Below are 20,648 nucleotides of genomic sequence, written 5' to 3' on the forward strand. Positions count from 1 at the left end.
ACCTTGGGTTCAATTAAACTTTGGTTATGGGTTGGTGGATCGGGGCGCCGCCGGGGCTCGCGGCCAGTTTTGCCCGCGATTTCATTTTCTTGATCACGACGGGGCAGATGGTTTCGGACTGGTAGAGCACCTGGCAGTGAAGGCAGTTGATGCATTCGTTCGGGTTGATCTCGCCGGTCCGGTGGATTGCCTGGACCGGACACTGGTTGGAGCAGCTCTGGCAGGGATTTCCGCATTCATGGTAGCGTTTGAGCCAGTCGAACATGCGCATGCGTGCGGGGATAGCCAGCGCCGCGCCCAGCGGGCAGAGGTAGCGGCAGTAGAACCGCTCGACGAAGAGCCCGGCGACCAAAAGCGCGACGGCATAGGCTACGAACGGCCAGGCGCGGATGAATTTCAGGATGATCGCCGTCTTGAACGGCTCGATCTCGGCCAGATGTTCGGCCTGCTCGACGCTGACCAGCGACGCCCCGAAAAGCCCAAGGAAGATCATGTATTTGATCGGCCAGAGCCGCTCATGCAGGCCCCAGGGCAGCGTCCATTGCGGAATGCGCAGCTTGCGCGCGATCTGGTTGGTCAACTCCTGCAGGGCGCCAAAGGGGCACAGCCAGCCGCAATAGGCGCCCCGTCCCCAGAACAGCAGCGCAGCAGCCAGGGAAAACCACAGGATGAAGGTCAGCGGGTCCAGCAGGAAGGCCTGCCAGCTGAAGCCGTTCACGAGACTGCCGAACAGCGCCATGAGGTTGACGACTGAAAGCTGTGCGTTGGCATACCAGCCGAGGAAGACCAGCGTCACCACCAGGAAGCCCATGCGGAAAATATAGAAGCCCCGCGCGTTGCGGACCGCATAGGTCTGGAAGAAGAATACCCCGGTCAACACCACGAGCATGGCGCCCAGCACGGCGATCCTCAGTTTCGAGTCATTCCAGATGCGTTTCCACAGGTCGGCCTGTGCGGTCCCCTCGTCAGGCTCGGCAACGGTGGTGATGGCCTTTGCCGGCGGCGCGACGGCGCGCAGGTACTTCTGCGGCAGCTGGTAACCGAGATCGAAGGTATGGAAGACCTTTTCGATCGGCCCGACCTCGCGCTGCGCCAACAGTTGGATGCGGAAGGGCTTTGCCGGATCGAAGCCGAGGCCGGCGGGAATGCGGAACAGGTCCATCTCGTTGAATTCCGGCGCGCCGGCAAGCGCAATGGCGCCAAGACGGCGATGGTCGCGGTCGCGGAAGCGGACGGAAACGTCGTCCTGGATAAGCACGATGCGGTCGAAAATGCCGCCACGCACATAGCCCGAGCCTTTGAAGGAGTAGAGCCCGCGCGCCATCACCGCGACGGCATTCTCGCCTTCGCCCAGCCAACCCTCGAGGTTGGATATCTCGGCCGGGCCGAGCAGCGCCTTGCCGATGGCGGGAACGGAGACCAGCGCCGTCTGCATCTCGATGAAGGTGGTTTGCGGCGCTTCCCCAATCGCGCGCTCGCGCGCTCGCTCGTCGGGATGTTCGGCAAAGGCAGCGTTTACCTGCGCCACGTCGAGCGACAGCCGGCGCAGTGTACCATCGCCCTCGGCCTCTACCCAGTCTGCCGGCGAGGCGGCAGCGGGATCGATCTCGAAGCGTGGGCCGGTATTTTCCACATCCGGGGCCAGTCCGCCAAGGCCGAGCGCACGCGCGACCTTCAGCCCCGAACGGACAATGGAATCGTCGATCACCATCACCGTCACCGTAGCGCCGGAGATGATATCTACCTCATGGCCCGTGCCGCCGGATTTCGCCTCGGCGACGAGGTCGAGGCCAGCATAACCGGCGACCAGGGCCTTGATCTTCGCATCCGGAATGCCAATGAGGACGATGGGCTCGGAATGTTTCACCAGCCGGACGTTGACGATCCTCGCATCCTTGTCCACTGCCACGAGCGTATGGATCGGCTTGCCGGAATAGCCGGTCGTTCCCACAAAATCCGAGGTGATAAAGACCCATGCGACCGTCTGGCCGCCCTTCAGCACCGGGGCCACCGCCACATCATCACGCACCGCACCGAAACCGTCCGCATCCGGCACAAGATCCGAGGCAGTCACCGCAGGCAGATACTCCTGCAAAATCGATGCGGCGCTGGCCGGGGCCGCAAGGCAGAGGCTGACACAGAGCAGAAGGACAAGACGAAAGATTTTCATTCCAAGGTAATCCCGCGGTTCATTACCGAAGCATTGGATCGTTCGCGCGGGCCGGTCGTTGATCTAGGACAAACAAGTGATGATTGCGCGACCAAAATCTTGACGCCAGATTTGGAGGCTCGCGTTGTGCTTTTTTGCGAAAACCCCGAAACGGAGAATTGGCAACCGGATTTCCCGATTTGTTTGCGCGCCGTCAAAGTGGCGTGGCGTGCGGGCGGTTAGCGTTGGTTGGTTCCGGTCGCGCCAGTCTGGAACGGGTTCGCAACGGCCCGGACGGAGCACACAAATCATGTCAGATCTACAGAGCAAGCCTTCCATTGACGTCCGCATCATTCCGCCGTGTGAACGTCATCCGCGCATTTTCGCCATGCTCGGTGCGCTTTTGCCGGGAACTTCAATGCTGATCACCAGCGACCATAACCCGCGTCCGTTGCGCTCCCAACTCGATACGAAATTTCCGGGCCAGTTCGGCTGGGACTATCTTGAGCAGGGGCCGGAGATCTGGCGCGTCGAGGTCGACCGGCTTGCGAACGCCGGTAGCTGTGAATGCCGTTGCGGTTCAGGCCACTGAACCGCTGAAGCCAGAGCAGGTTCGGTGAAATGCGATGCACTCTTTATTCGGAGCTGCATGAAAACAAAAGGATAGGCGGCGGGGGTAAAACGAGATGCAGGGTGGAACGCTATCCCGCTGGACCATGTCTTACTTCGCCGCCGCCTGCCTGATGTTCGTCCTAGGCCAGGGCATGATGCTTGCTGGTTATGGCCACCCTGCCGCTGCCGCCAGCGCGCCGGAAACACTTGTGCTCGTCCACGTCATCGCGATCGGCTGGCTGAGCCTGCTGATGGCGGGTGCGCTGCTGCAGTTCGTGCCGGTGCTGGTCGCCCGCTCCCTTGTCGGTGGGCAGCTTGCGGCCCCGGCCCTTGTTCTTCTTCTCGTCGGCCTCCTTTGTCTCGTTGCCGGCTTCGTCGCGCTTTCGGGTGCGTTGGACCTGCCGCTCGGTCTCCTGCCGTTTGGCGCGGCGCTGCTTGTTCTTGGTTTTGGTCTCATCGCCGCGGTTCTCACGGTGACGCTGATCGCCGCACGGCCACTGCCGCTTCCTGCCAGTTTCGTGGCAGTGGGGCTTGTTTCTTTACTGGGCACGATCCTGCTCGGTGCGGTCTTCTCGTTTGCCCTGTCAGGCCTGACAGGGGATACATGGCCGCTCCGGCTCGTTACCGGCGGCGTGCCGCTGCATGCAATGCTGGGTCTTGGCGGATGGTTGAGTTTGACGGCTGTCGGTGTGAGCTATCGCCTGCTTGCCATGTTCCTGCTTGCGCCAGAGGTGGAGCGGCCAACGAGCCGGGCAGTGTGGTGGGCAGGCACCCTTGCGATCGGGCTGGTTGCCGGCTGCGTTCCGCTCGTGGTTTTTGCGTTCCCCGGCACGGAGATGCTGGTTTCTGTGGCGATGGCCTTTACGCTTGTGGCCGTGCTCCTCTATGGCGGCGATGTCGTGAAGCTTTATCGTACGCGCAAGCGCAAGCAGCCGGAGCTCAACATCCATGCGAGTTTTGCCGCCTTCGCGGCGCTCACGTTCTCCGTGCTTTTCTTCAACCTCCCCGAATTGAGGGCAGGCGAGGCGGCCCCGGCCCTCGTCTATCTCTTCGTCTTCGGCTGGCTGAGCGGGCTTGGGCTCGCCCAGCTTTACAAGATCATTGCCTTCCTGACGTGGCTGGAAACCTATGGACCGATTCTCGGTCGGGTGCCGGTGCCGCGTGTGCAGGATCTTGTCGATGAGCGGCAAGCGCGTCTCTGGTTCTGGCTTTACTATGGCTCGGTGGCCGCTGCCGGGCTGGCGCTCCTTACCGGAGTCGGGCTGTTTTTCCGTGCCTGTGTTTTCCTGCAATTGGTTGCGACACTCGGGGTGATGCGGGAGTTTGTCCGCGCACGCCGGCTTTCTTCGGTGCCGGCAGCGTTGCGGGTGCCGCCGGGCGTTATACGCCCAAACCTTTTTCTGCCAGTGTTCACTTTATGGAGATGACCGATGTCCAATGTTTCAAACCGGATTGCACCGAGGGTGCTCGACGTACGGCCGATCCTGCAAAGCGGCGGCGAGCCGTTCCAGGCGATTATGGACGCCGTTCAAGGGCTCGGACCCGGACAGGGGCTTCGGTTGCTCGCCACCTTCCGCCCGCAGCCTCTATTCCAGGTCATGGCCAACCGCGGCTTTGACCACGAAGCCCGCGAGGTAGAGGGTGGCGACTGGGACGTGCTGTTCACACCGCGGAAAGAGACGATTGCAGTTGCGACTTCGCCCGATGCGGATCGCTCCGAGATCTGGCCAGATCCGTCCTCATACCTGGATCTGACCGATCTCGATCCGCCTGAGCCTATGGTTCGTATTCTCGCCGCCGCGGACCGGCTGGAGCCGGGTGAGGTTCTCTTCGCGCTCCTCTCCCGAGAGCCGCTTTTCCTGTTTCCGGAGTTGACCAAGCGTGGATACCGGTGGGCTGGTAATTTCGACGCGACCGGCGAAGCCTACCGGATCCTCGTTCGTGCCGGCTCGACGAAGGGGTGAGACGATGGATGAAGAGAAAGAAGCACTGAAAGCGACCATCCGCGATGCGCTGCGGATGATCGTCGATCCGGAAATCGGAGGCAGTCTCGTTGATCTCGGCCTGATCTACGACATCGCCGTGGAGGAGGGCGGCATCGCCCGCATCACGATGACCACGACGACGCGGGGATGCCCGGCGAGTTCCTTCCTCACGGAGGCGGTCGAACACTGCGTGTCGGCTGTTGCAGGGATCGAACATGCGCACGTGCGGTTGACCTACGAGCCGCCCTGGACCCCGCAGATGATGGTGGAAACCTGAAGCCTTGCCGAGCTGACTTGCGTTTACAGCGGTGTGCGGCGCGTGCGAACGAGGATCGGTCCGTATTCCACGCTGAAGAGGCCGAAGGCCGCGATCCAGAGCAGGCCGGAAACGGCGTAGATGACGGGGGCAACATCGGGAAACACTTCACCGAGAGGGCGCAGAAGTGCACAGAGGATCAGCGCGCCGTAGGCCGTAACGGTCATGCGCGAGGCCAGAAGCGGCCGGCCCGTGTGGCCGAGGCTTGCCCGCGTCATGACGGCCAGCATCATGCCGGCGATTGCGCCGACCGACAGCAGATGCAGGACGGAACGCACCTCAATCAGACCCAGCGCATGCAACCCGATGGCGAGGAAGCCAAGTGGCACGAAGGCGTAGGCGACATGGAGAATGAGGAGGAGCTTTTCCGGCCGGGTTGCCCACCCTTGCCAACGATGCAGGCGCACGCAATGTATCGCGGCGACGGCAAGCCCGAGACCGGCCGTCCCGCGGTGTTCCGGGGCAACGGTCCATGCGGCGAGCGCGCCAACGCCTGTGAGAATGGCGACCGTGTCGAAGCCGTTGTAGGGTACGGGAAAATCCGTGCGGCCGGATTTTGCGAGCCAGTTGCGGGTGAAGCTTGGCAGGATGCGGCCGCCGACGATCATCACCAGCACCACATAGGCCGCGACAGCGAGCCGGATCGCCACATGGTCACCGCTGCCATTCATGACCGCTACATGGAAGAAACCGTTGGCCAGGGTGAGCGCCAGCAGGCCGGCAATCACCTTCAAGTCCTTCCACTTGCGCCCGGCGACGATTTCGCGCGTGCAGATGGCAAGCAGAGCCGCCAGGAACAGCCCATCGATCGCAGCGGCCGCGCTGACGCCGATGATGTCTGTCGCGAGCAAGGCGACGCGTCCCGCGCACCAGAGCCCGAAGAGAAAAGCGAGCGGCCAGCCGGAAACGGGCAGGCGGCCGGTCCAGTTCGGTACTGCCGTCAGCAGGAAGCCGGCCAGTGCCGCCGGGGCGAAGCCGAAGAGCATCTCGTGGGCATGCCAGTTGTGGGCGCCGTAAGCTCCGGCAAGGTCGAGGTGCCCGGTGATCGCCGCAATCCAGAGCGCCATAGCGGCGACCGCCCAGAGACCAGCGCCGAGGAAGAACGGTCGAAAGCCGTAGGAAAACAGCACCGGACCAGTGTGCGAAAGGCCGCGCGGGACGGCGCGTCTGACGCGTTCCGCATTTGGAATGGTGGGCATGATCGTCTTCCTTTCACATTTATCATCCTTTCCTAGGCCGATCAGCGTGGTCCTTCTTTGCGGGACGGCAAAGAGCGGGGCTGGTCGCCTGACGGGATTCCGCATTTGCGAGAAAATCCCGTTTGTCGCATCACAAAGAGGTCGGCGCGAATGCTTCTGGAAAAAGGGGCAAGCGTACACCGCCCCTTCAAACGTGAGAAACAATGCCGCACCCGAAGGGTGCGGCTGTGCCGTTGGCGTGCCGCCGGACAATGTCGAGCTCGTCTTGACGTGGATAAGCGCTGGCATGCGTTGTTGGTGGTGCGTGCCGGGAAAGAGGCCTTCCGGTCCGGCGAGATGATCTGCTTTCTGTTGGAGGAGAGGCGTGGTAGGGGCATGGCACGTATTATGCGAGAGGGATCTGCCAGTGAAAATCGACCGGACAGTCGTCCGGTCGCTCCTCCTGTTCGACAGGATAAGCGACGCGGACCTTGAAAGACTGCTCACCCATGCCACCGCACGTCGCGTGACGGCGGGCGATGCCGTGTTCGAGCAGGGGCAGGTGGCGGAGAATTTTTTCCTGCTGGTGCATGGCCGGCTGAAAGTGACGCAAGTGACGCAGGACGGTCAGCAGATCATCGTGCGTATCGTCCATCCCGGAGACCTCTTCGGTTTTGCCAAAGCGCTGCAGCGGCTGGATTATCCGGGAACGGCCAAGGCGGCTGCGGAGAGTCTCATTCTGTGTTGGCCAACCGATTTATGGCCACAGTTCGTTGAACAAAACCCGCGCCTTGCCGTCAGCGCCATGCAGACAATCGGACAGCGGCTGGAGGAAGCCCACACCCGTATCCGCGAAATGTCGACCCAGGAAGTCGAGCGCCGCGTCGCCCATGCGGTCCTGCGTCTTTCGCAACAGGCGGGACGGCAGGAAGGGCATGGTATCCGCATCGATTTCCCGATTACAAAGCAGGACATCGCGGAAATGACCGGCACGACGCTCCACACGGTCTCGCGCATATTGACCTCCTGGGAAGAGCGCGGGCTTGTGGAAGGCGGCAGACAGAAACTTCTTGTCATCGATAGCGCAGGGCTGAGATCGCTCGCCGAGGGCGCGCGCGATTGACGCTGCCAAACACCGGTCCTGTTTGATCACGATCAAAGAGCCAGGTCCTATTCGGGCGTATTCCTTGCCCATGGGACCCGCCGGGTTCGGTGAAAAAGGAAAATGAAATGCTAAGAGTTTTCAACGGTCTTGCTGGCGCTGCTGCGATCCTGGTCGCGATGGCCGTTCCGGGGTTTGCCGCGGACTTCGAAGTCCATATGCTCAACAAGGGCGACAGCGGCGCCATGGTTTTCGAGCCCGCTTTCATCAAGGTAAGTCCCGGTGATACTGTAACGTTCATCCCGACAGATAAAGGTCATAATGCCGAGACCGTGAAAGATATGATCCCGCAGGGGGCTGCGCCGTTCAAAAGCAAGATAAACGAAACGTTCAAGGCGACTTTCGATCAGGCCGGTGACTACGTCATCAAGTGCACACCTCATTTCGGAATGGGAATGGTCGCTTTGATCGTCGTGGGCGACAATCCAACCAACCTGGAGGCTGTCAAGAGCGGCAAAATGCCAAAAAAGGCCCGCGAACGGCTTGATCTGGCCATTGCAGCCGCAGGCCAATAGCCCACTCCGGGACCAGATTTCCGGTAAGCCGGTACAGAAGCCATAGCCTTGGCTTTGGTGCGCGGATTTTTAAACGCGTTGGCGTAGGTGATCGTGGAACGTAAGAACTGGTTTCTCGCACCTATGCCTTTCAAACACCAATCCGGCTGCCGTCAAGGCGCCGCGGCTCGTATGCTTTCGAAAACAAACAAACATGTGCGGCGCACTTAGGGTATGTGGTTGTGCTCTATATCCAGCCATGGTGGGTTTTCGGCGTACATTTCCTGGATGAGCTTTTTGACCAGGTCGATGTAGGGGGAGGTGTCGCCAGCCCGCTGGTTGAGGATGACCGGGGAGATGGCGTCCGGCTCCTCGAGCGGCCGGTAATGCACGTCGGAGCGCATCTGGCGGGCGGAGGCTGGGATGAGGCACAGGCCTGCATCCGCGGCGACGAGGCCAAGGGCAGTCTGGATTTCACGGACCTCGTGAACCTCGGCGGGCCGGGCATCATGGCCTTGCAACAGGCTCAATACCTGATCGGCATAGCTCGGCCGCGGCTCCTTCGGGTAGACGATGATCTTCCGGTCGGCGAGCGCCGCCATGGGGAGGGGGGCATTGCTTTCGGCGAGTGGCGTGCCCTTGGGAATGGCGACGACCAGCCGTTCCTCGCGCAAGACGATACCGGTGACATTGGGATCGCTGTGGCGCAGACGGCCGAAGCCGATGTCGATGCGTCCTTCCTTCAAGGCGGGGATCTGCTGCACCGAGACCATTTCGAGAAGCTGGATATCGAGTTCCGGCGCGTGCTGGCGCAGCTTTCGGACCAGCGACGGCAGGCCACCATAGAGGGTTGAGGCGACGAAGCCGATAGAGAAGACACTGTTCTGGTTCAGCCCCACCCGGCGGGTTGCCGTGCGCATCTGATCGACCCGGCCAAGAACCTGCAGGGATTGCTCGTAAAAGAGCCGTCCCGCTTCCGTCAACCGCACCGGCCTGCTTTTGCGGATGATCAGGGGGACACCAAGCCCTTCTTCCAGGAGTTGGATTTGCCGGCTGAGCGGCGGCTGCGCGATATTCAGGGTTTTCGCTGCACGGGTGAAATTGCGTTCGCGCGCGACCGCAACGAAGTAACGGAGCTGGCGGAGATCCATTCTTTCTTCCTTTTTAGGTATGTTGCGATGCGGTAAGTGCTTTTCTGCTGAGTATTTTTTGATACTATATCTAAAAGGTATCATATCCAATGCAAATGGTGTTGGACGGGCTGTTTTTGTTGTCGCAGGATCGCGGCATGAATAAACGTTTTGCACCCACCGCCCCGAGAACACACATCGCCCCCGTCGTCGAACGGATCGAGACGGTGCTGGTCGATTTGCCGACCATCCGGCCGCACAAGCTGTCGGTTGCCACGATGGACGGGCAAACTTTGATGCTGGTGAAGGTCCATTGCAGCGACGGGATCGTCGGCATCGGCGAGGGCACGACCATCGGTGGGCTTGCCTATGGCGGGGAGAGCCCTGAAGGGATGAAGCTCGCCACCGACACCTACTTTGAGCCGGTCATTATGGGGCAGGACGCGACCCGGGTACAGGCGCTGATGGCGCGTATCGGCAAGATGGTGAAGGAAAACCGTTTCGCCAAAAACGCGGTGGAAACGGCGCTGCTCGATGCACATGGCAAGCGGCTCGGCCTGCCGGTCAGCGAACTTCTGGGTGGCCGTCGCCGCGACCGGTTGCCGGTCGCCTGGACGCTTGCATCCGGTGACACGGGCAAGGATATCGCCGAAGCGGAGCGGATGCTCGACCTTCGTCGCCACCGCATCTTCAAGCTGAAGATCGGTGCGAAACGGCTGAAGGAAGATATCGCCCATGTTGCCGCGATCAAACGGGCGCTCGGCGAGCGCGGCGCGGTGCGTGTCGACGTCAACATGGCCTGGAGCGAGACCGAAGCGGCCTATGGCATGGCGGCACTGGCCGATGCCGGCTGCGAACTGGTGGAGCAGCCCGTCAATTCTCCGGCGGCCCTCGCCCGGCTAGTGCGACGCTTTCCAGTGGCGCTGATGGCCGACGAGGCGTTGACCGGGCCGGAGTCCGCCTTCGAGATTGCAAAGATCGCAGGTGCAGATGTCTTCGCCGTCAAGATCGAGCAGAGCGGCGGCCTCTACAATGCGCAGCGTGTCGCAGCCATTGCGGATGCGGCCGGTATTGGCCTCTACGGCGGCACGATGCTTGAAGGTGCTGTGGGCACGATTGCCTCGGCGCAGGTCTTTTCGACCTTTGCCAACCTGCAATGGGGCACCGAACTGTTTGGCCCGCTGTTGCTGACGGAAGAGATACTGGCGAGACCACTCGACTACAGCGATTTCGAGCTGACCGTACCGGCCGGGCCGGGTCTCGGTATCGAACTGGATGAGGAGCGCATCGCCTTCTTTGCCCGTAACGGGCTGCGCAAGACGATCAGCGCTGGTTGAGGATAGGACAATGCTTTTTCACGTACGGATGGATGTGAACATTCCCCGCGATCTGTCCCCGGCCGAGGCGGCCGAGATCATCGCGCGGGAAAGGGCCTATTCGCAGGACCTGCAAGCAAGCGGCAAGTGGCGGCATATCTGGCGCATCGCTGGCGCCTACGCGAACTACAGCGTCTTCGATGTCAAGGACAATGCCGAGCTGCACGAGATCCTATCTGGGCTGCCGCTGTTCAAGTTCATGCAGATCGAGGTGGCGCCGCTCCTACGGCACCCTTCCTCGATCCGTGACGACGATACCTGACATTTTCGCAGGCGGATTCCGGGGGGGATGGACCCGGTACCTTTTTCGAAGCAAACCCAAGTGGAGGATGAAATGAGCGTGAAGATTTTCGGTAGACCCGACATCCAGGATTTCCTGAAGGCCTTGAGCGGGCTCGACAAGAATGGCGGTGATCCGCGCGTCAAGCAGATCGTTCATCGGATCATGTCGGACCTGTTCAAGACCATCGACGATCTCGATGTCACCCCGGACGAATACTGGACGGCCATCGCCTGGCTCAACGAGATTGGCGCAACCGGGCAGGCCGGCCTCATCTCGCCAGGCCTCGGCCTCGATCATTTCCTCGATGAGCGCCTCGACGCGATCGACGCGGAACTCGGCATCGACAACCCGACGCCGCGCACCATCGAGGGGCCGCTCTATGTTGCCGGTGCGCCGGTCTCGCAGGGTTTTGCCCGCCTTGACGACGGCACGGACACGAGCGGCCACACGCTGGTGATGCATGGCACGGTTTACGACGCTTATGGCAAACCGCTGCCGGGTGCGACCGTGGAGGTCTGGCACTGTGATACCCGCGGCTTCTACTCGCACTTCGACCCCACCGGAAAGCAGGCGCCGTTCAACATGCGCCGCACCATCGTCGCCGACGACAAGGGCTGCTACAGGTTCCGCAGCATCGTACCGAATGGCTACGGCGTACCGCCGGGCAGCCCGACGGAGCGGCTTCTCTCCGCTCTCGGCCGCCACGGCCAGCGCCCGGCGCATATCCACCTCTTCATCAGCGGCGAGGGTCACCGCAAGCTGACGACGCAGATCAACATCGAAGGCGACCCGCTGGTCAACGACGACTTTGCCTATGCGACCCGCGACGGCCTGGTTCCGGCCGTTATCGAGCGCACCGATGCGGCGAGCATCGCGGCCAATAGCCTCGAAGGGCCGTTCGCGGAGATCGTCTTTGATATCCACCTGACAGCGCTGGTGGATGGCATCGACAACCAGATCAACGAGCAGCGCAAGCGCGCCGCCGCCTGATCCACGTGGGCGGCCCCCGAGGGTCGCCCTACCCACCCCGATTATCGACATCGTTGCAAGGGCGCGCCTGATAGGCCGCCGCTTGCGGGAGAGAAGCCATGCCCGCGATTATCGACAAGGCCCGTGACCTCGACCACCTGCTCGCCACTGCCGTACAGGACGATCATGAGGCCGGCACATTCCGCTGCCGCCGCGATATCTTCACTGACGAAGACCTGTTCGCGCTGGAAATGAAGCATATTTTCGAAAGCAACTGGGTCTATCTCGCGCATGAGAGCCAGGTCCCGGAGAACAATGACTACTACACCACCTATATCGGGCGACAGCCCGTCGTCATCACCCGCGACAAGACCGGCGCGTTGAACGCGGTCATCAATGCCTGCGCCCATCGCGGTGCTATGCTTTGCCGCCGCAAGCACGGCAACAAGGGCAGTTTCACCTGTCCGTTCCACGGTTGGACCTTCTCCAACACGGGAAAGCTCCTGAAGGTAAAGGACGAGAAGTCGACGAAATATCCGGAGCAGTTCGCCAAGAACGGTTCGCACGACCTGACACGCGTTGCCCGCTTTGAGAACTATCGCGGCTTCCTGTTCGGCAGCCTCAGGGAGGACGTTGCGCCGCTCATCGACTATCTCGGCGAAGCACGGGTCATCATCGACCAGATCGTCGACCAGGCGCCCGATGGCCTGGAAGTGCTGCGCGGCAATTCCTCCTACATCTACGACGGGAATTGGAAGCTCCAGATGGAGAACGGCTGCGACGGCTATCACGTCTCCTCCGTCCATTGGAACTACGCCGCCACGATGGGGCGCCGCAAGGAAGAAGGCACCAAGGCGGTCGATGCCAATTCGTGGAGCAAGTCCGTCGCCGGGGTCTACGGCTTCGAGAACGGCCATATCCTGCTCTGGACCAACACGATGAACCCGGAGGTGCGCCCGGTTTATGGCCAGCGCGAGGAGATCAAGGCGCGTGTCGGCGAGGACAAGGCGGACTTCATCATCAACCAGACCCGCAATCTCTGCATCTATCCGAACGTCTTTCTGATGGACCAGTTCTCGACGCAGATCCGTGTGACGCGGCCGATCGGCGTCGATAAGACGGAGATCAGCATCTTCTGCTTTGCGCCGAAGGGCGAGAGCGCGGAGGACCGCGCGGTGCGTATCCGCCAATACGAGGATTTCTTCAACGTCTCCGGCATGGGGACAGCGGACGATCTGGAGGAATTCCGCGCCTGCCAGTCCGGCTATGCCGGCACGGCGGCACTCTGGAACGATATGTCGCGCGGTGCGCCACTATGGATCGACGGCCCCGATGACAATGCTAAGCGGATGGGGCTGAAGCCACTGCTCTCGGGCGAGCGCAGCGAAGACGAGGGGCTGTTTGTCCGCCAGCACGAATACTGGGCGGCGGTCATGCGCGAGGCGCTGGCCGCCGAAAGAAAGGGAGTGGTCGCATGAGCATCCCCTACGACACCATCTGCGCCTTTCTCTTTCGCGAGGCGCGCCTTCTCGACGATCGGGAATGGGACGAGTGGCTGACCTGCTATGCGCCCGATGTCACCTACTGGATGCCGGCCTGGGACGATGACGATGCGATCACCGAAGACCCGCACGCACAGATCTCGCTGATCTTCTATCCAACCCGCGACGGGCTCGAGGACCGCGTCTTCCGTATCAAGACCGAGCGGTCGGGCGCTTCGACGCCGGAGCCGCGGACCAGCCACAATGTCACCAATGTCGAAGTGGTGGCGGAAAGGGGCGGGGAGGTGGACGTCCGCTACAACTTCAACACCCTCAACCACCGCTACAAGGTCACTGACCAGTTCTTCGGCACGATGTTCGTCACACTGCGCAAGGATGGTGACAACCTTTTGATATCGAACAAGAAAATCGTTCTGAAGAACGATTACATCCGTCAGGTCATCGACGTCTACCACATCTGAGGGCTGACGCGAGGCGGCCACGACCCGGAGGAAGGCTCATGTGCTACAAGATTGCATTGAATTTTGAGGATGGCGTAACCCGTTTCATCGGCTGCAACAGCGGCGAGAAGCTTCTCGATGCCGCCTATCGCGCCAAGATCAACCTGCCGATGGACTGTTCCGATGGCGTATGCGGTACTTGCAAGTGCCGCGCGGAAAGTGGAAGTTACGATCTCGGCGACGACTATATCGAGGACGCCCTGACCGCCGACGAGGCGGAGAGCGGGCTGGTGTTGACCTGCCAGATGAAGCCGACATCGGACTGCGTGGTGACGGTGCCGACGACGTCGCTCGCCTGCAAGACGGGGCACCAGAAATTCTCCGCGACCGTGGCCGCCGTGACGCCGCACCATGACGCGGCAATCGTCCTGGAGCTGGATGTGGACGCTGCTGCCGCACCTGCCTTCCTGCCCGGGCAGTATGTCAATATCGACGTGCCCGGCAGCGGCCAGAACCGCTCCTATTCCTTCTCCTCTGCGGCTGGCGACCAACGCCTTGGCTTCCTCATCAAGAAAATCCCCGATGGCGTTATGAGCGGGTGGCTTGCCGATGCGAAGCCCGGCGACCGGCTCGACCTTACCGGCCCGCTTGGCAGTTTCTATTTACGCGAAGTGAAGCGCCCGCTGCTCTTCCTTGCCGGCGGTACGGGGCTCGCCCCCTTTCTCTCGATGCTGGAGGGGCTTGCCCGTGCCGGCTCCGAGCAGGTGATCCATATGGTCTATGGGGTGACCCGCGATCTCGACCTCGTGCTTATCGACGAGATCGAGGCCTATGCCGCCCGCCTGCCGAATTTTTCCTTCACCACCGTCGTGGCTGAGGAAGCATCCAGCCATCCGCAGAAGGGCTGGGTGACACAGCACATGCCGGCCGCCGTTCTCCACGGTGGCGATGTTGATGTTTATCTCTGCGGTCCACCGCCGATGGTCGATGCCGTGCGTCGGTATTTCGACGAGAACGGCGTGACGCCGGCAAGCTTCCACTACGAAAAATTCACGCCGAACGCCCCCGCGAGGCAAGCGGCATGAGCCCGGCGCGTTTCCCCGACCGGTTCGCCGGCAAGGTGCTGGTAGTGACCGGCGCGGCGCAGGGCATCGGCCGTGCGGTGGCGCTCCGTGCCGTGGAGGAGGGCGGCCGGGTGTTGTTCGTCGACCGTGCCGAGTTCGTCTCCGAAGTGGCTGCCAAGGCGGGCGAGGCGGCGGCTGCCTTCAGCGCCGACCTCGAAACCTACGAGGGGGCCGCGGCGGCCATGCACTTTGCCGCCGAAAAGTTCGGTGGCGTCGATATCCTGATCAACAATGTCGGCGGAGCGATCCGCATGCGGCCCTTTGCCGAATTCGAGCCACAGCAGATCGATGCGGAAATCCGCCGCTCGCTGATGCCGACGCTCTACTGCTGCCATGCGGTACTGCCTTTCCTCATTGCGCGGGGCGGCGGCGCCATCGTCAATGTTTCGTCCAATGCGACGCGCGGCATCCACCGCGTGCCCTATTCGGCGGCGAAGGGCGGCGTCAACGCCATCACCCAGTCGCTGGCAATGGAGATGGCCGGCTTCGGTATCCGCGTGGTTGCGACAGCACCCGGCGGCACCGAGGCGCCACCGCGCCGCATTCCCCGCAATGCGCTTGGAGACACGGACAAGGAGAAGGCCTGGATGGCCGAGGTCGTGAGCCAGGTGAAGCAATCGAGCTTCATGCACCGCTACGGCACCATCGAGGAACAGGCGGCACCAATCCTGTTCCTCGCCTCGGAGGAGGCATCCTACATCACCGGCAGCGTGCTGCCTGTCGCCGGCGGGGACCTCGGCTGACATTTTCAAAACTTGGGAGGAGTGAGAATGCGCAAGATCGACGTGAATGAAGCGATAGACAATAACCCTTTCGGGCGATTTCAGTGGACGGTGGTAGCGCTCTGCGCGCTGCTTTTGATCGTTGACGGCTACGACGTCTTCGTTGCCGGAACGGTACTGCCAACACTGATCGTGGAGTGGGGTCTGACCAAACCGCAAGCCGGTGTTCTGCAGGCGTGGGCACTGTTCGGCATGATGTTCGGCGCGCTGATCTTCGGACCGCTCGCCGACAGGATTGGCCGCAAGAAAGGGATCGCGATCAGCTTCCTCGTCTTCACCGTGGCCACCCTTTTGACGGGCTTTGCCAATTCGCCCGACCAGTTCAAGGTCTTCCGCTTCATCGCCGGCCTCGGTTGTGGCGGCTTAATGCCGAATGCGGTGGCGCTGATGAACGAATACGCCCCGAAGCGCATGCGCGGCACCATGGTTGCATTGATGTTTTCCGGTTATTCCGTCGGCGGCATGGTGGCTGCCGCTCTCGGCATCGGTCTCATTCCGCACTATGGCTGGAAGCCGATGTTCTTCGCCGCTGCGGTGCCGCTCCTGCTCCTGCCTTTCGTCCTCTGGAAGCTGCCGGAATCGCTTGGCTTCCTGATCCGGCAGGGAGAGCAGCAGAAGGCGCAGCGCATCTATGCACAGATAGTGCCCTCCGCCCGGCTGGAGAGCGGCGATACGCTGGTCTTCACCGAGAGCAAAGGTGCATCCGCCTCGATTGCCGAACTCTTCCGCCACCAGCGCACGCTGCGCACCCTCATGCTGTGGCTCGCATTCTTCTGCTGCCTGTTGCTTGTCTATCTTCTGTCGTCCTGGTTGCCGAAGGTGCTGCAGGAGGCAGGCTATGCCGAGAAGGCGAGCCTGCTCAGCCTCTTCTCGCTGAATTTTGGCGGCATGGCCGGTGCCGTTGCCGGTGGCTGGCTCGGAGATCGCTTCGGCCTGCCGAAGGTGGTGGTTGGTTACTTTATTGCCGCCGCCGCCTCCATCGCGCTGATCGGCTACAATCCGCCAGCTGGCCTGCTGTTCATCGTGGTCTTCGTCGCAGGCGCCAGCACCATCGGCACGCAGATCCTGCTCTATGCCAGCGTTGCGCAGCTCTACAACCTTTCCGTCCGCTCGACGGGGCTGGGGTGGGCTTCGGGTGTCGGGCGCATCGGCGCCATCGTCGGACCGACGCTCGGCGGCGTGCTGCTTGCCAAGGAACTGCCGCTCCAGCAGAACTTCCTGATCTTCGCCATCCCCGCGATGGTCTCTGCACTTGCTATGCTGGTCTTCGCCGTCAGCAATGCCCGCCGGACCGAAACCGGACAGCTTGCCACGGCATGAACAATCGGCGACCGGCGTGTTCTCGCCCGCCGGTCGTTCCACCCTTTTCGCCTCATGCCGAAAGTCGTCTGCTATGCCCGATCTCGATCTTGCCAGCCATCGCCTCCATTATCGCATCGACGGCGATGTCGCGGATAGGCCGTGGCTGCTGTTCTGCAATTCGCTCGGAACCGACCTTGGCATGTGGGACAGGCAGGTAGCGGCGTTCTCGCAAGCCTACCGGGTACTGCGCTACGACCGGCGCGGCCACGGCCAGTCTTCTGCTCCGCCAGGCCCCTATGCACTTTCCGATCTCGGAGGCGACGTTCTGGCGCTGCTCGATGCACTGGGCATCGACCGCGTGCATTTCTGCGGTCTCTCCATCGGCGGCCTGACGGGGCAATGGCTTGCCGTCCATGCCGGGGATCGCCTCGACAAGGTCGTCCTCTGCGCTACCGCCGCCCGGATCGGGACGCGGGAAAGCTGGGAAGCGCGCATGGAAGCCGTGCGAAAGGACGGTCTCGGCGATCTCGTCGCCGCCACCGCCGAACGGTGGTTCACACCTGGTTTCATCGCCGCGGAGCCCGAGATGGTGCGCGGCGTTCTCGACCGTTTCGCCGCGACGAGCCCTGAGGGTTATGTCGGTTGCTGTGCGGCGCTCTCTGGAGCGGATTTTCGCGGAGCGCTCGGCCGGATATCCCATCCCTTGCTTGCCGTTTCCGGCGAGGATGACCCGGTCTGCCCGCCGTCTGATCTCCAGGCCATTGCCGCGAATGTGCAGCGCGGGCGGCACGTTTCGTTTCCTGGCCGTCATATCGTCAATATCGAATCGTCATCATCGTTCAACGCTGTATTGTCCAATTTTCTGGAACACGGCTGAACCAATCCGCGGGAGAAGAACATGAGCAGCCGACTTCTGAACGAGCAGCATCTTGGCGGCGTCGTCTTCGCTGGCGGCTGGATCAAGCCAGCGAACGCCCTCGACGCCATCGAGCCGGCAACCGGTGCGAAGCTGGGCCGGATCGGCATGGCAAGTCCCGTTGATATCGCCGATGCAGCACGCCGAGCGCGTCAGGCGCAGCCCGCCTGGGCGGCAACCGTCTATGAGCGCCGGGCGGAAATCCTGCGCAAGGCGGCCCGCATCGCCGAGGACAACCGCGTGGAGATCGCCAACTGGATCCTGCGTGAATCCGGCTCCGTCCAGCCGAAGGCGGAGTTCGAGGTGGCGTTGACCATCAAGGCGCTCTACGAGGCTTCTGCCATGCCTTCGCAGGCCGCAGGTGCAATACTGCCGTCCGAACGGGGGCGCATCAGCCTTGCTAAACGCCGGCCGATCGGCGTCGTCGGCGTCATCTCTCCCTTCAACTTCCCGCTCTATCTCGCCATGCGCGCCGTCGCGCCCGCAATCGCCGTTGGCAATGCCGTCGTGCTCAAGCCCGATCCGCGCACGGCGCTTTGCGGAGGTCATGTCATCGCTCGCCTGTTCGAGGAAGCCGGGCTTCCCGAGGGCGTCCTTGCGGTCTTGCCGGGAGACGGCGCCGCCGGTGCCGCGCTGACGGAAAACAAGGATGTCGGCATGATCCAGTTCACCGGTTCGACCTCGGCAGGGCGCCGGGTCGGTGAGGCGGCAGGCCGCAACCTCAAGAAGGTCTCGCTGGAGCTTGGCGGCAAGAATTCCTTTATCGTACTCGACGATGCCGACCTCGACCTCGCTGTCAGGAACGCCGTCTGGAGCGTCTACCTGCATCAGGGCCAGATTTGCATGTCGGCGGGCCGTGTGCTGGTGCAGGCCGGCATCGCCGGCGAATTCTCCCGCCGGTTGGCCGAGCACGCGGCCAAACTTCCTGTCGGTGACCCTGCATCGGGCCAGGTGGCGCTCGGCCCGATCATCAATCGCGGACAGGCCGATCACGCCCTTGGCATCGTCGATGCAGCAGTTGCAGGTGGCGCGAAGCTGGCGGCAGGCGGCAAGAGCGATGGCCTCTTTTTCCAGCCGACGGTGCTGACGGATGTGCGCCCCGGCAATCCTGCCTTCAACGAGGAAATCTTCGCTCCGGTGGCGGTAGTGACGACCTTCGATACGGACGAGGAGGCCATCGCGCTTGCAAACGACACGGACTACGGTCTCTCCGCAGCCATCATCTCGCGCAATGTCGGCCGGGCGCTGGCACTGGGCGAGAAGCTCAATGTCGGCCTGCTCCACATCAACGATTCCACTGTTAATGACGACGTCGTCAACCCGTTCGGCGGTGTCGGTGCCTCAGGCAACGGTACCAGCATCGGTGGTCCGGCCAACTGGGAAGAGTTCACCCAGTGGCAATGGCTGACGATCAAGGCGGAAGCACCGGCCTATCCACTTTGAAATTTGCTTGGATAGCTTGTGTCTTGGCTTTTTATGTCGCTGATTTTGGCATCCGGACTTTCTCGAAGTAGGGAGCGTTGTCGCTGCAACGAATGACGTAGCGAAGAACGTTGGTGCATGGGGGTCACAGCAGGGGGCAGAGGTATCGGCTTCGCTCGCTGTCTGGCAAATGTCACCGCCGGCATTCGAGCCGGCGGCGTTAAATTCAGCGAGATAGGCGGCCATCGCGAGACGAGGCCGCCTATGTCTGTCTGTGTCAGGCAGCCAGCAGTTCGTCGGCCGGGCCGAAGAACTCGTAATGGATCCGGTCAGAGGGCACACCGGCCAGCGACAGGGTCGAGACCGCGTGCCGCAGGAACAGGCGTGGACCACATATATAGTAGTCGGCTTCCGTGACTTGTGTATTGGAAACCAGCCATTCGTCCGTGATGATGCCCGCAACATCGTAGTCGCGACCTTCGATTTCGTTCCCGAGGGGTGTCTGATGGAAAACGGTCACTTGGACGTTGCTGCCCTTCTCCGCGAGAGAGCGGACCTGGTCTCGCATCGCATGCGTATCGCGGTCATGTGTTCCATGCAGGTAGTGGACGGGGACGGTGGCGCCGTTTTTCACCAGCGTCTCAAGCATGGCGACCATCGGCGTCAAGCCGACGCCGCCAGACAGTAGCACCACCGGCCGGACGACAGGATCGCTCAAGAAGAATTCGCCCGCAGGCGCCGCAACCTTCAGGACAGTGCCCAGCCCGGCTTTGTCATGCAGCCAACCCGAGATCAGGCCATGCGGCTCCCGTTTGACAGATATCCGATAGGTCTCGCCATTGGGAGCGGCCGAAATCGAATAATTGCGTTTGATCGGAGCATGGCCGGGAACCTCGAACCAAAAGGTCAGATATTGACCCGCCCGGTACGCCATGACCGGCCCGCCATCCACGGGGCGCAGGATATAGGAATTGATGACGTTGCTTTCGCGAACCACGTCATCGATCCGAAAGTCGCGCCAGCCGTTCCAGCCGCCGGTCACCCCCTTCTGTTCGCTGTAGATCCGGCCTTCGCGCGCGATGAGAATATTGGCGAGGAACCAGTAGGCCTCCCCCCAGGCCGCCAGAACCTCGTCGGTTGCGGCATCGCCAAGAACGGCCTTGATCGCCCCCAGCAGAGCCTCGGCCACATGGGGGTAATGCTCCGGCAGGATCTGCAGGCCGACATGCTTCTGCGCGATGCGCTCCACTGCGGGCGCCAGGGCGGCGAGATTGTCGATATTGTTCGCATAGGCAAGAATGGCAGCGGTCAAAGCGCGCGGCTGCGACCCGGCGTCGCCATGATGCGATTGGTTGAACAGATCGCGGATCTCCGGGTTCTCGAACATTCGGGAATACATCTCGCGCACGATATCCAGACCGTGAGCCTCCAAGGCGGGAACGGTTGCCTTGACATATGCGATCGTCTGGTTGCTGAGGGGCTGCGACATCAAAATCTCCTGTCATT

The 20,648-nt window shown here is 62.0% G+C and carries 20 protein-coding genes; 16 read left to right on the forward strand and 4 right to left on the reverse strand.

Annotated elements, in window-relative coordinates:
- Positions 1-13: 13 nt before the first annotated feature.
- Positions 14-2,170: a NosR/NirI family protein gene (locus tag ASD36_RS07565; RefSeq protein WP_060509597.1), complete on the reverse strand. Its 2,157-nt coding sequence runs from the start codon at positions 2,168-2,170 to the stop codon at positions 14-16.
- Positions 2,171-2,459: 289 nt separating this feature from the next.
- On the opposite strand from ASD36_RS07565, the gene ASD36_RS07570 reads away from it, so the two are divergent.
- From ASD36_RS07570 to ASD36_RS07585, 4 genes are all read left to right on the forward strand, one after another.
- On the forward strand, positions 2,460-2,741 hold the full coding sequence (locus ASD36_RS07570) for a DUF2249 domain-containing protein (protein WP_060509599.1): 282 nt from the start codon (positions 2,460-2,462) through the stop codon (positions 2,739-2,741).
- Positions 2,742-2,835: 94 nt separating this feature from the next.
- Complete coding sequence (locus tag ASD36_RS07575) at positions 2,836-4,188, forward strand: hypothetical protein (RefSeq protein ID WP_060509601.1); 1,353 nt, start codon at positions 2,836-2,838, stop codon at positions 4,186-4,188.
- Positions 4,189-4,191: 3 nt separating this feature from the next.
- Positions 4,192-4,725 carry a DUF2249 domain-containing protein gene (locus tag ASD36_RS07580; protein WP_060509603.1) on the forward strand — a complete coding sequence of 178 codons (534 nt, stop codon included), beginning with the start codon at positions 4,192-4,194 and terminating at the stop codon, positions 4,723-4,725.
- A 4-nt stretch (positions 4,726-4,729) separates the two neighbouring features.
- Positions 4,730-5,023, forward strand: coding sequence for a metal-sulfur cluster assembly factor (locus tag ASD36_RS07585; protein ID WP_060509605.1), 294 nt, complete (start codon positions 4,730-4,732; stop codon positions 5,021-5,023).
- 23 nt (positions 5,024-5,046) lie between these two features.
- Here ASD36_RS07585 and ASD36_RS07590 read toward each other — a convergent pair whose 3' ends face one another.
- Complete coding sequence (locus ASD36_RS07590; protein ID WP_060509607.1) at positions 5,047-6,261, reverse strand: NnrS family protein; 1,215 nt, start codon at positions 6,259-6,261, stop codon at positions 5,047-5,049.
- Between the two features lie 406 nt (positions 6,262-6,667).
- Here ASD36_RS07590 and ASD36_RS07595 point away from each other — a divergent pair, with 406 nt between their 5' ends.
- Together ASD36_RS07595 and ASD36_RS07600 are read left to right on the forward strand one after the other, a co-directional pair.
- On the forward strand, positions 6,668-7,363 hold the full coding sequence (locus ASD36_RS07595) for a Crp/Fnr family transcriptional regulator (protein WP_060509609.1): 696 nt from the start codon (positions 6,668-6,670) through the stop codon (positions 7,361-7,363).
- 158 nt (positions 7,364-7,521) lie between these two features.
- Complete coding sequence (locus ASD36_RS07600) at positions 7,522-7,917, forward strand: pseudoazurin (protein ID WP_244489765.1); 396 nt, start codon at positions 7,522-7,524, stop codon at positions 7,915-7,917.
- A gap of 206 nt (positions 7,918-8,123) precedes the next feature.
- Here ASD36_RS07600 and ASD36_RS07605 read toward each other — a convergent pair whose 3' ends face one another.
- Positions 8,124-9,047, reverse strand: a complete 924-nt coding sequence (locus ASD36_RS07605) for a LysR family transcriptional regulator (protein WP_060509614.1) — start codon at positions 9,045-9,047, stop codon at positions 8,124-8,126.
- A 137-nt stretch (positions 9,048-9,184) separates the two neighbouring features.
- Between ASD36_RS07605 and ASD36_RS07610 the strand changes: the two genes are divergently transcribed.
- From ASD36_RS07610 to ASD36_RS07655, 10 genes are all read left to right on the forward strand, one after another.
- Positions 9,185-10,363, forward strand: coding sequence for a muconate/chloromuconate family cycloisomerase (locus ASD36_RS07610; RefSeq protein ID WP_060509911.1), 1,179 nt, complete (start codon positions 9,185-9,187; stop codon positions 10,361-10,363).
- 10 nt (positions 10,364-10,373) lie between these two features.
- Entirely contained in the window at positions 10,374-10,664 is a 291-nt protein-coding gene (gene catC, locus ASD36_RS07615; RefSeq protein ID WP_060509616.1) for a muconolactone Delta-isomerase, read from the forward strand.
- Between the two features lie 72 nt (positions 10,665-10,736).
- Entirely contained in the window at positions 10,737-11,675 is a 939-nt protein-coding gene (gene catA, locus ASD36_RS07620) for a catechol 1,2-dioxygenase (protein ID WP_060509618.1), read from the forward strand.
- A 98-nt stretch (positions 11,676-11,773) separates the two neighbouring features.
- Complete coding sequence (locus tag ASD36_RS07625; protein WP_060509620.1) at positions 11,774-13,132, forward strand: Rieske 2Fe-2S domain-containing protein; 1,359 nt, start codon at positions 11,774-11,776, stop codon at positions 13,130-13,132.
- Positions 13,129-13,617, forward strand: coding sequence for a benzoate 1,2-dioxygenase small subunit (gene benB / locus ASD36_RS07630; RefSeq protein WP_060509622.1), 489 nt, complete (start codon positions 13,129-13,131; stop codon positions 13,615-13,617). The genes ASD36_RS07625 and benB overlap by 4 nt, the downstream gene beginning before the upstream one ends.
- A gap of 38 nt (positions 13,618-13,655) precedes the next feature.
- Positions 13,656-14,681, forward strand: a complete 1,026-nt coding sequence (gene benC, locus ASD36_RS07635; RefSeq protein WP_060509624.1) for a benzoate 1,2-dioxygenase electron transfer component BenC — start codon at positions 13,656-13,658, stop codon at positions 14,679-14,681.
- Positions 14,678-15,463: a benzoate diol dehydrogenase BenD gene (gene benD / locus ASD36_RS07640; protein ID WP_060509626.1), complete on the forward strand. Its 786-nt coding sequence runs from the start codon at positions 14,678-14,680 to the stop codon at positions 15,461-15,463. The genes benC and benD overlap by 4 nt, the downstream gene beginning before the upstream one ends.
- Positions 15,464-15,490: 27 nt before the next feature.
- Complete coding sequence (locus tag ASD36_RS07645) at positions 15,491-16,822, forward strand: MFS transporter (protein ID WP_060509628.1); 1,332 nt, start codon at positions 15,491-15,493, stop codon at positions 16,820-16,822.
- A 73-nt stretch (positions 16,823-16,895) separates the two neighbouring features.
- Positions 16,896-17,681, forward strand: a complete 786-nt coding sequence (gene pcaD, locus ASD36_RS07650) for a 3-oxoadipate enol-lactonase (RefSeq protein ID WP_060509630.1) — start codon at positions 16,896-16,898, stop codon at positions 17,679-17,681.
- A gap of 21 nt (positions 17,682-17,702) precedes the next feature.
- A complete protein-coding gene (locus tag ASD36_RS07655) occupies positions 17,703-19,163 on the forward strand; it encodes a benzaldehyde dehydrogenase (RefSeq protein ID WP_060509632.1) in 1,461 nt (486 codons plus the stop codon).
- A 256-nt stretch (positions 19,164-19,419) separates the two neighbouring features.
- Here ASD36_RS07655 and hmpA read toward each other — a convergent pair whose 3' ends face one another.
- Entirely contained in the window at positions 19,420-20,631 is a 1,212-nt protein-coding gene (gene hmpA, locus ASD36_RS07660; protein ID WP_060509634.1) for an NO-inducible flavohemoprotein, read from the reverse strand.
- Between the last annotated feature and the right edge of the window lie 17 nt (positions 20,632-20,648).

Origin of the sequence: Rhizobium sp. Root1334 (assembly GCF_001426665.1) — a bacterium.
Classification (GTDB): domain Bacteria; phylum Pseudomonadota; class Alphaproteobacteria; order Rhizobiales; family Rhizobiaceae; genus Pararhizobium.

Excerpts from the sequence above, each read along its gene's own strand:
- ASD36_RS07565 (WP_060509597.1), bottom strand. The coding sequence starts at position 2,170 with ATGAAAATCTTTCGTCTTGTCCTTCTGCTCTGTGTCAGCCTCTGCCTT.
- ASD36_RS07570 (WP_060509599.1), top strand. The coding sequence starts at position 2,460 with ATGTCAGATCTACAGAGCAAGCCTTCCATTGACGTCCGCATCATTCCG.
- ASD36_RS07575 (WP_060509601.1), top strand. The coding sequence starts at position 2,836 with ATGCAGGGTGGAACGCTATCCCGCTGGACCATGTCTTACTTCGCCGCC.
- ASD36_RS07580 (WP_060509603.1), top strand. The coding sequence starts at position 4,192 with ATGTCCAATGTTTCAAACCGGATTGCACCGAGGGTGCTCGACGTACGG.
- ASD36_RS07585 (WP_060509605.1), top strand. The coding sequence starts at position 4,730 with ATGGATGAAGAGAAAGAAGCACTGAAAGCGACCATCCGCGATGCGCTG.
- ASD36_RS07590 (WP_060509607.1), bottom strand. The coding sequence starts at position 6,261 with ATGCCCACCATTCCAAATGCGGAACGCGTCAGACGCGCCGTCCCGCGC.
- ASD36_RS07600 (WP_244489765.1), top strand. The coding sequence starts at position 7,522 with ATGGCCGTTCCGGGGTTTGCCGCGGACTTCGAAGTCCATATGCTCAAC.
- ASD36_RS07605 (WP_060509614.1), bottom strand. The coding sequence starts at position 9,047 with ATGGATCTCCGCCAGCTCCGTTACTTCGTTGCGGTCGCGCGCGAACGC.
- ASD36_RS07610 (WP_060509911.1), top strand. The coding sequence starts at position 9,185 with ATGAATAAACGTTTTGCACCCACCGCCCCGAGAACACACATCGCCCCC.
- catC (WP_060509616.1), top strand. The coding sequence starts at position 10,374 with ATGCTTTTTCACGTACGGATGGATGTGAACATTCCCCGCGATCTGTCC.
- catA (WP_060509618.1), top strand. The coding sequence starts at position 10,737 with ATGAGCGTGAAGATTTTCGGTAGACCCGACATCCAGGATTTCCTGAAG.
- ASD36_RS07625 (WP_060509620.1), top strand. The coding sequence starts at position 11,774 with ATGCCCGCGATTATCGACAAGGCCCGTGACCTCGACCACCTGCTCGCC.
- benB (WP_060509622.1), top strand. The coding sequence starts at position 13,129 with ATGAGCATCCCCTACGACACCATCTGCGCCTTTCTCTTTCGCGAGGCG.
- benC (WP_060509624.1), top strand. The coding sequence starts at position 13,656 with ATGTGCTACAAGATTGCATTGAATTTTGAGGATGGCGTAACCCGTTTC.
- benD (WP_060509626.1), top strand. The coding sequence starts at position 14,678 with ATGAGCCCGGCGCGTTTCCCCGACCGGTTCGCCGGCAAGGTGCTGGTA.
- ASD36_RS07645 (WP_060509628.1), top strand. The coding sequence starts at position 15,491 with ATGCGCAAGATCGACGTGAATGAAGCGATAGACAATAACCCTTTCGGG.
- pcaD (WP_060509630.1), top strand. The coding sequence starts at position 16,896 with ATGCCCGATCTCGATCTTGCCAGCCATCGCCTCCATTATCGCATCGAC.
- ASD36_RS07655 (WP_060509632.1), top strand. The coding sequence starts at position 17,703 with ATGAGCAGCCGACTTCTGAACGAGCAGCATCTTGGCGGCGTCGTCTTC.
- hmpA (WP_060509634.1), bottom strand. The coding sequence starts at position 20,631 with ATGTCGCAGCCCCTCAGCAACCAGACGATCGCATATGTCAAGGCAACC.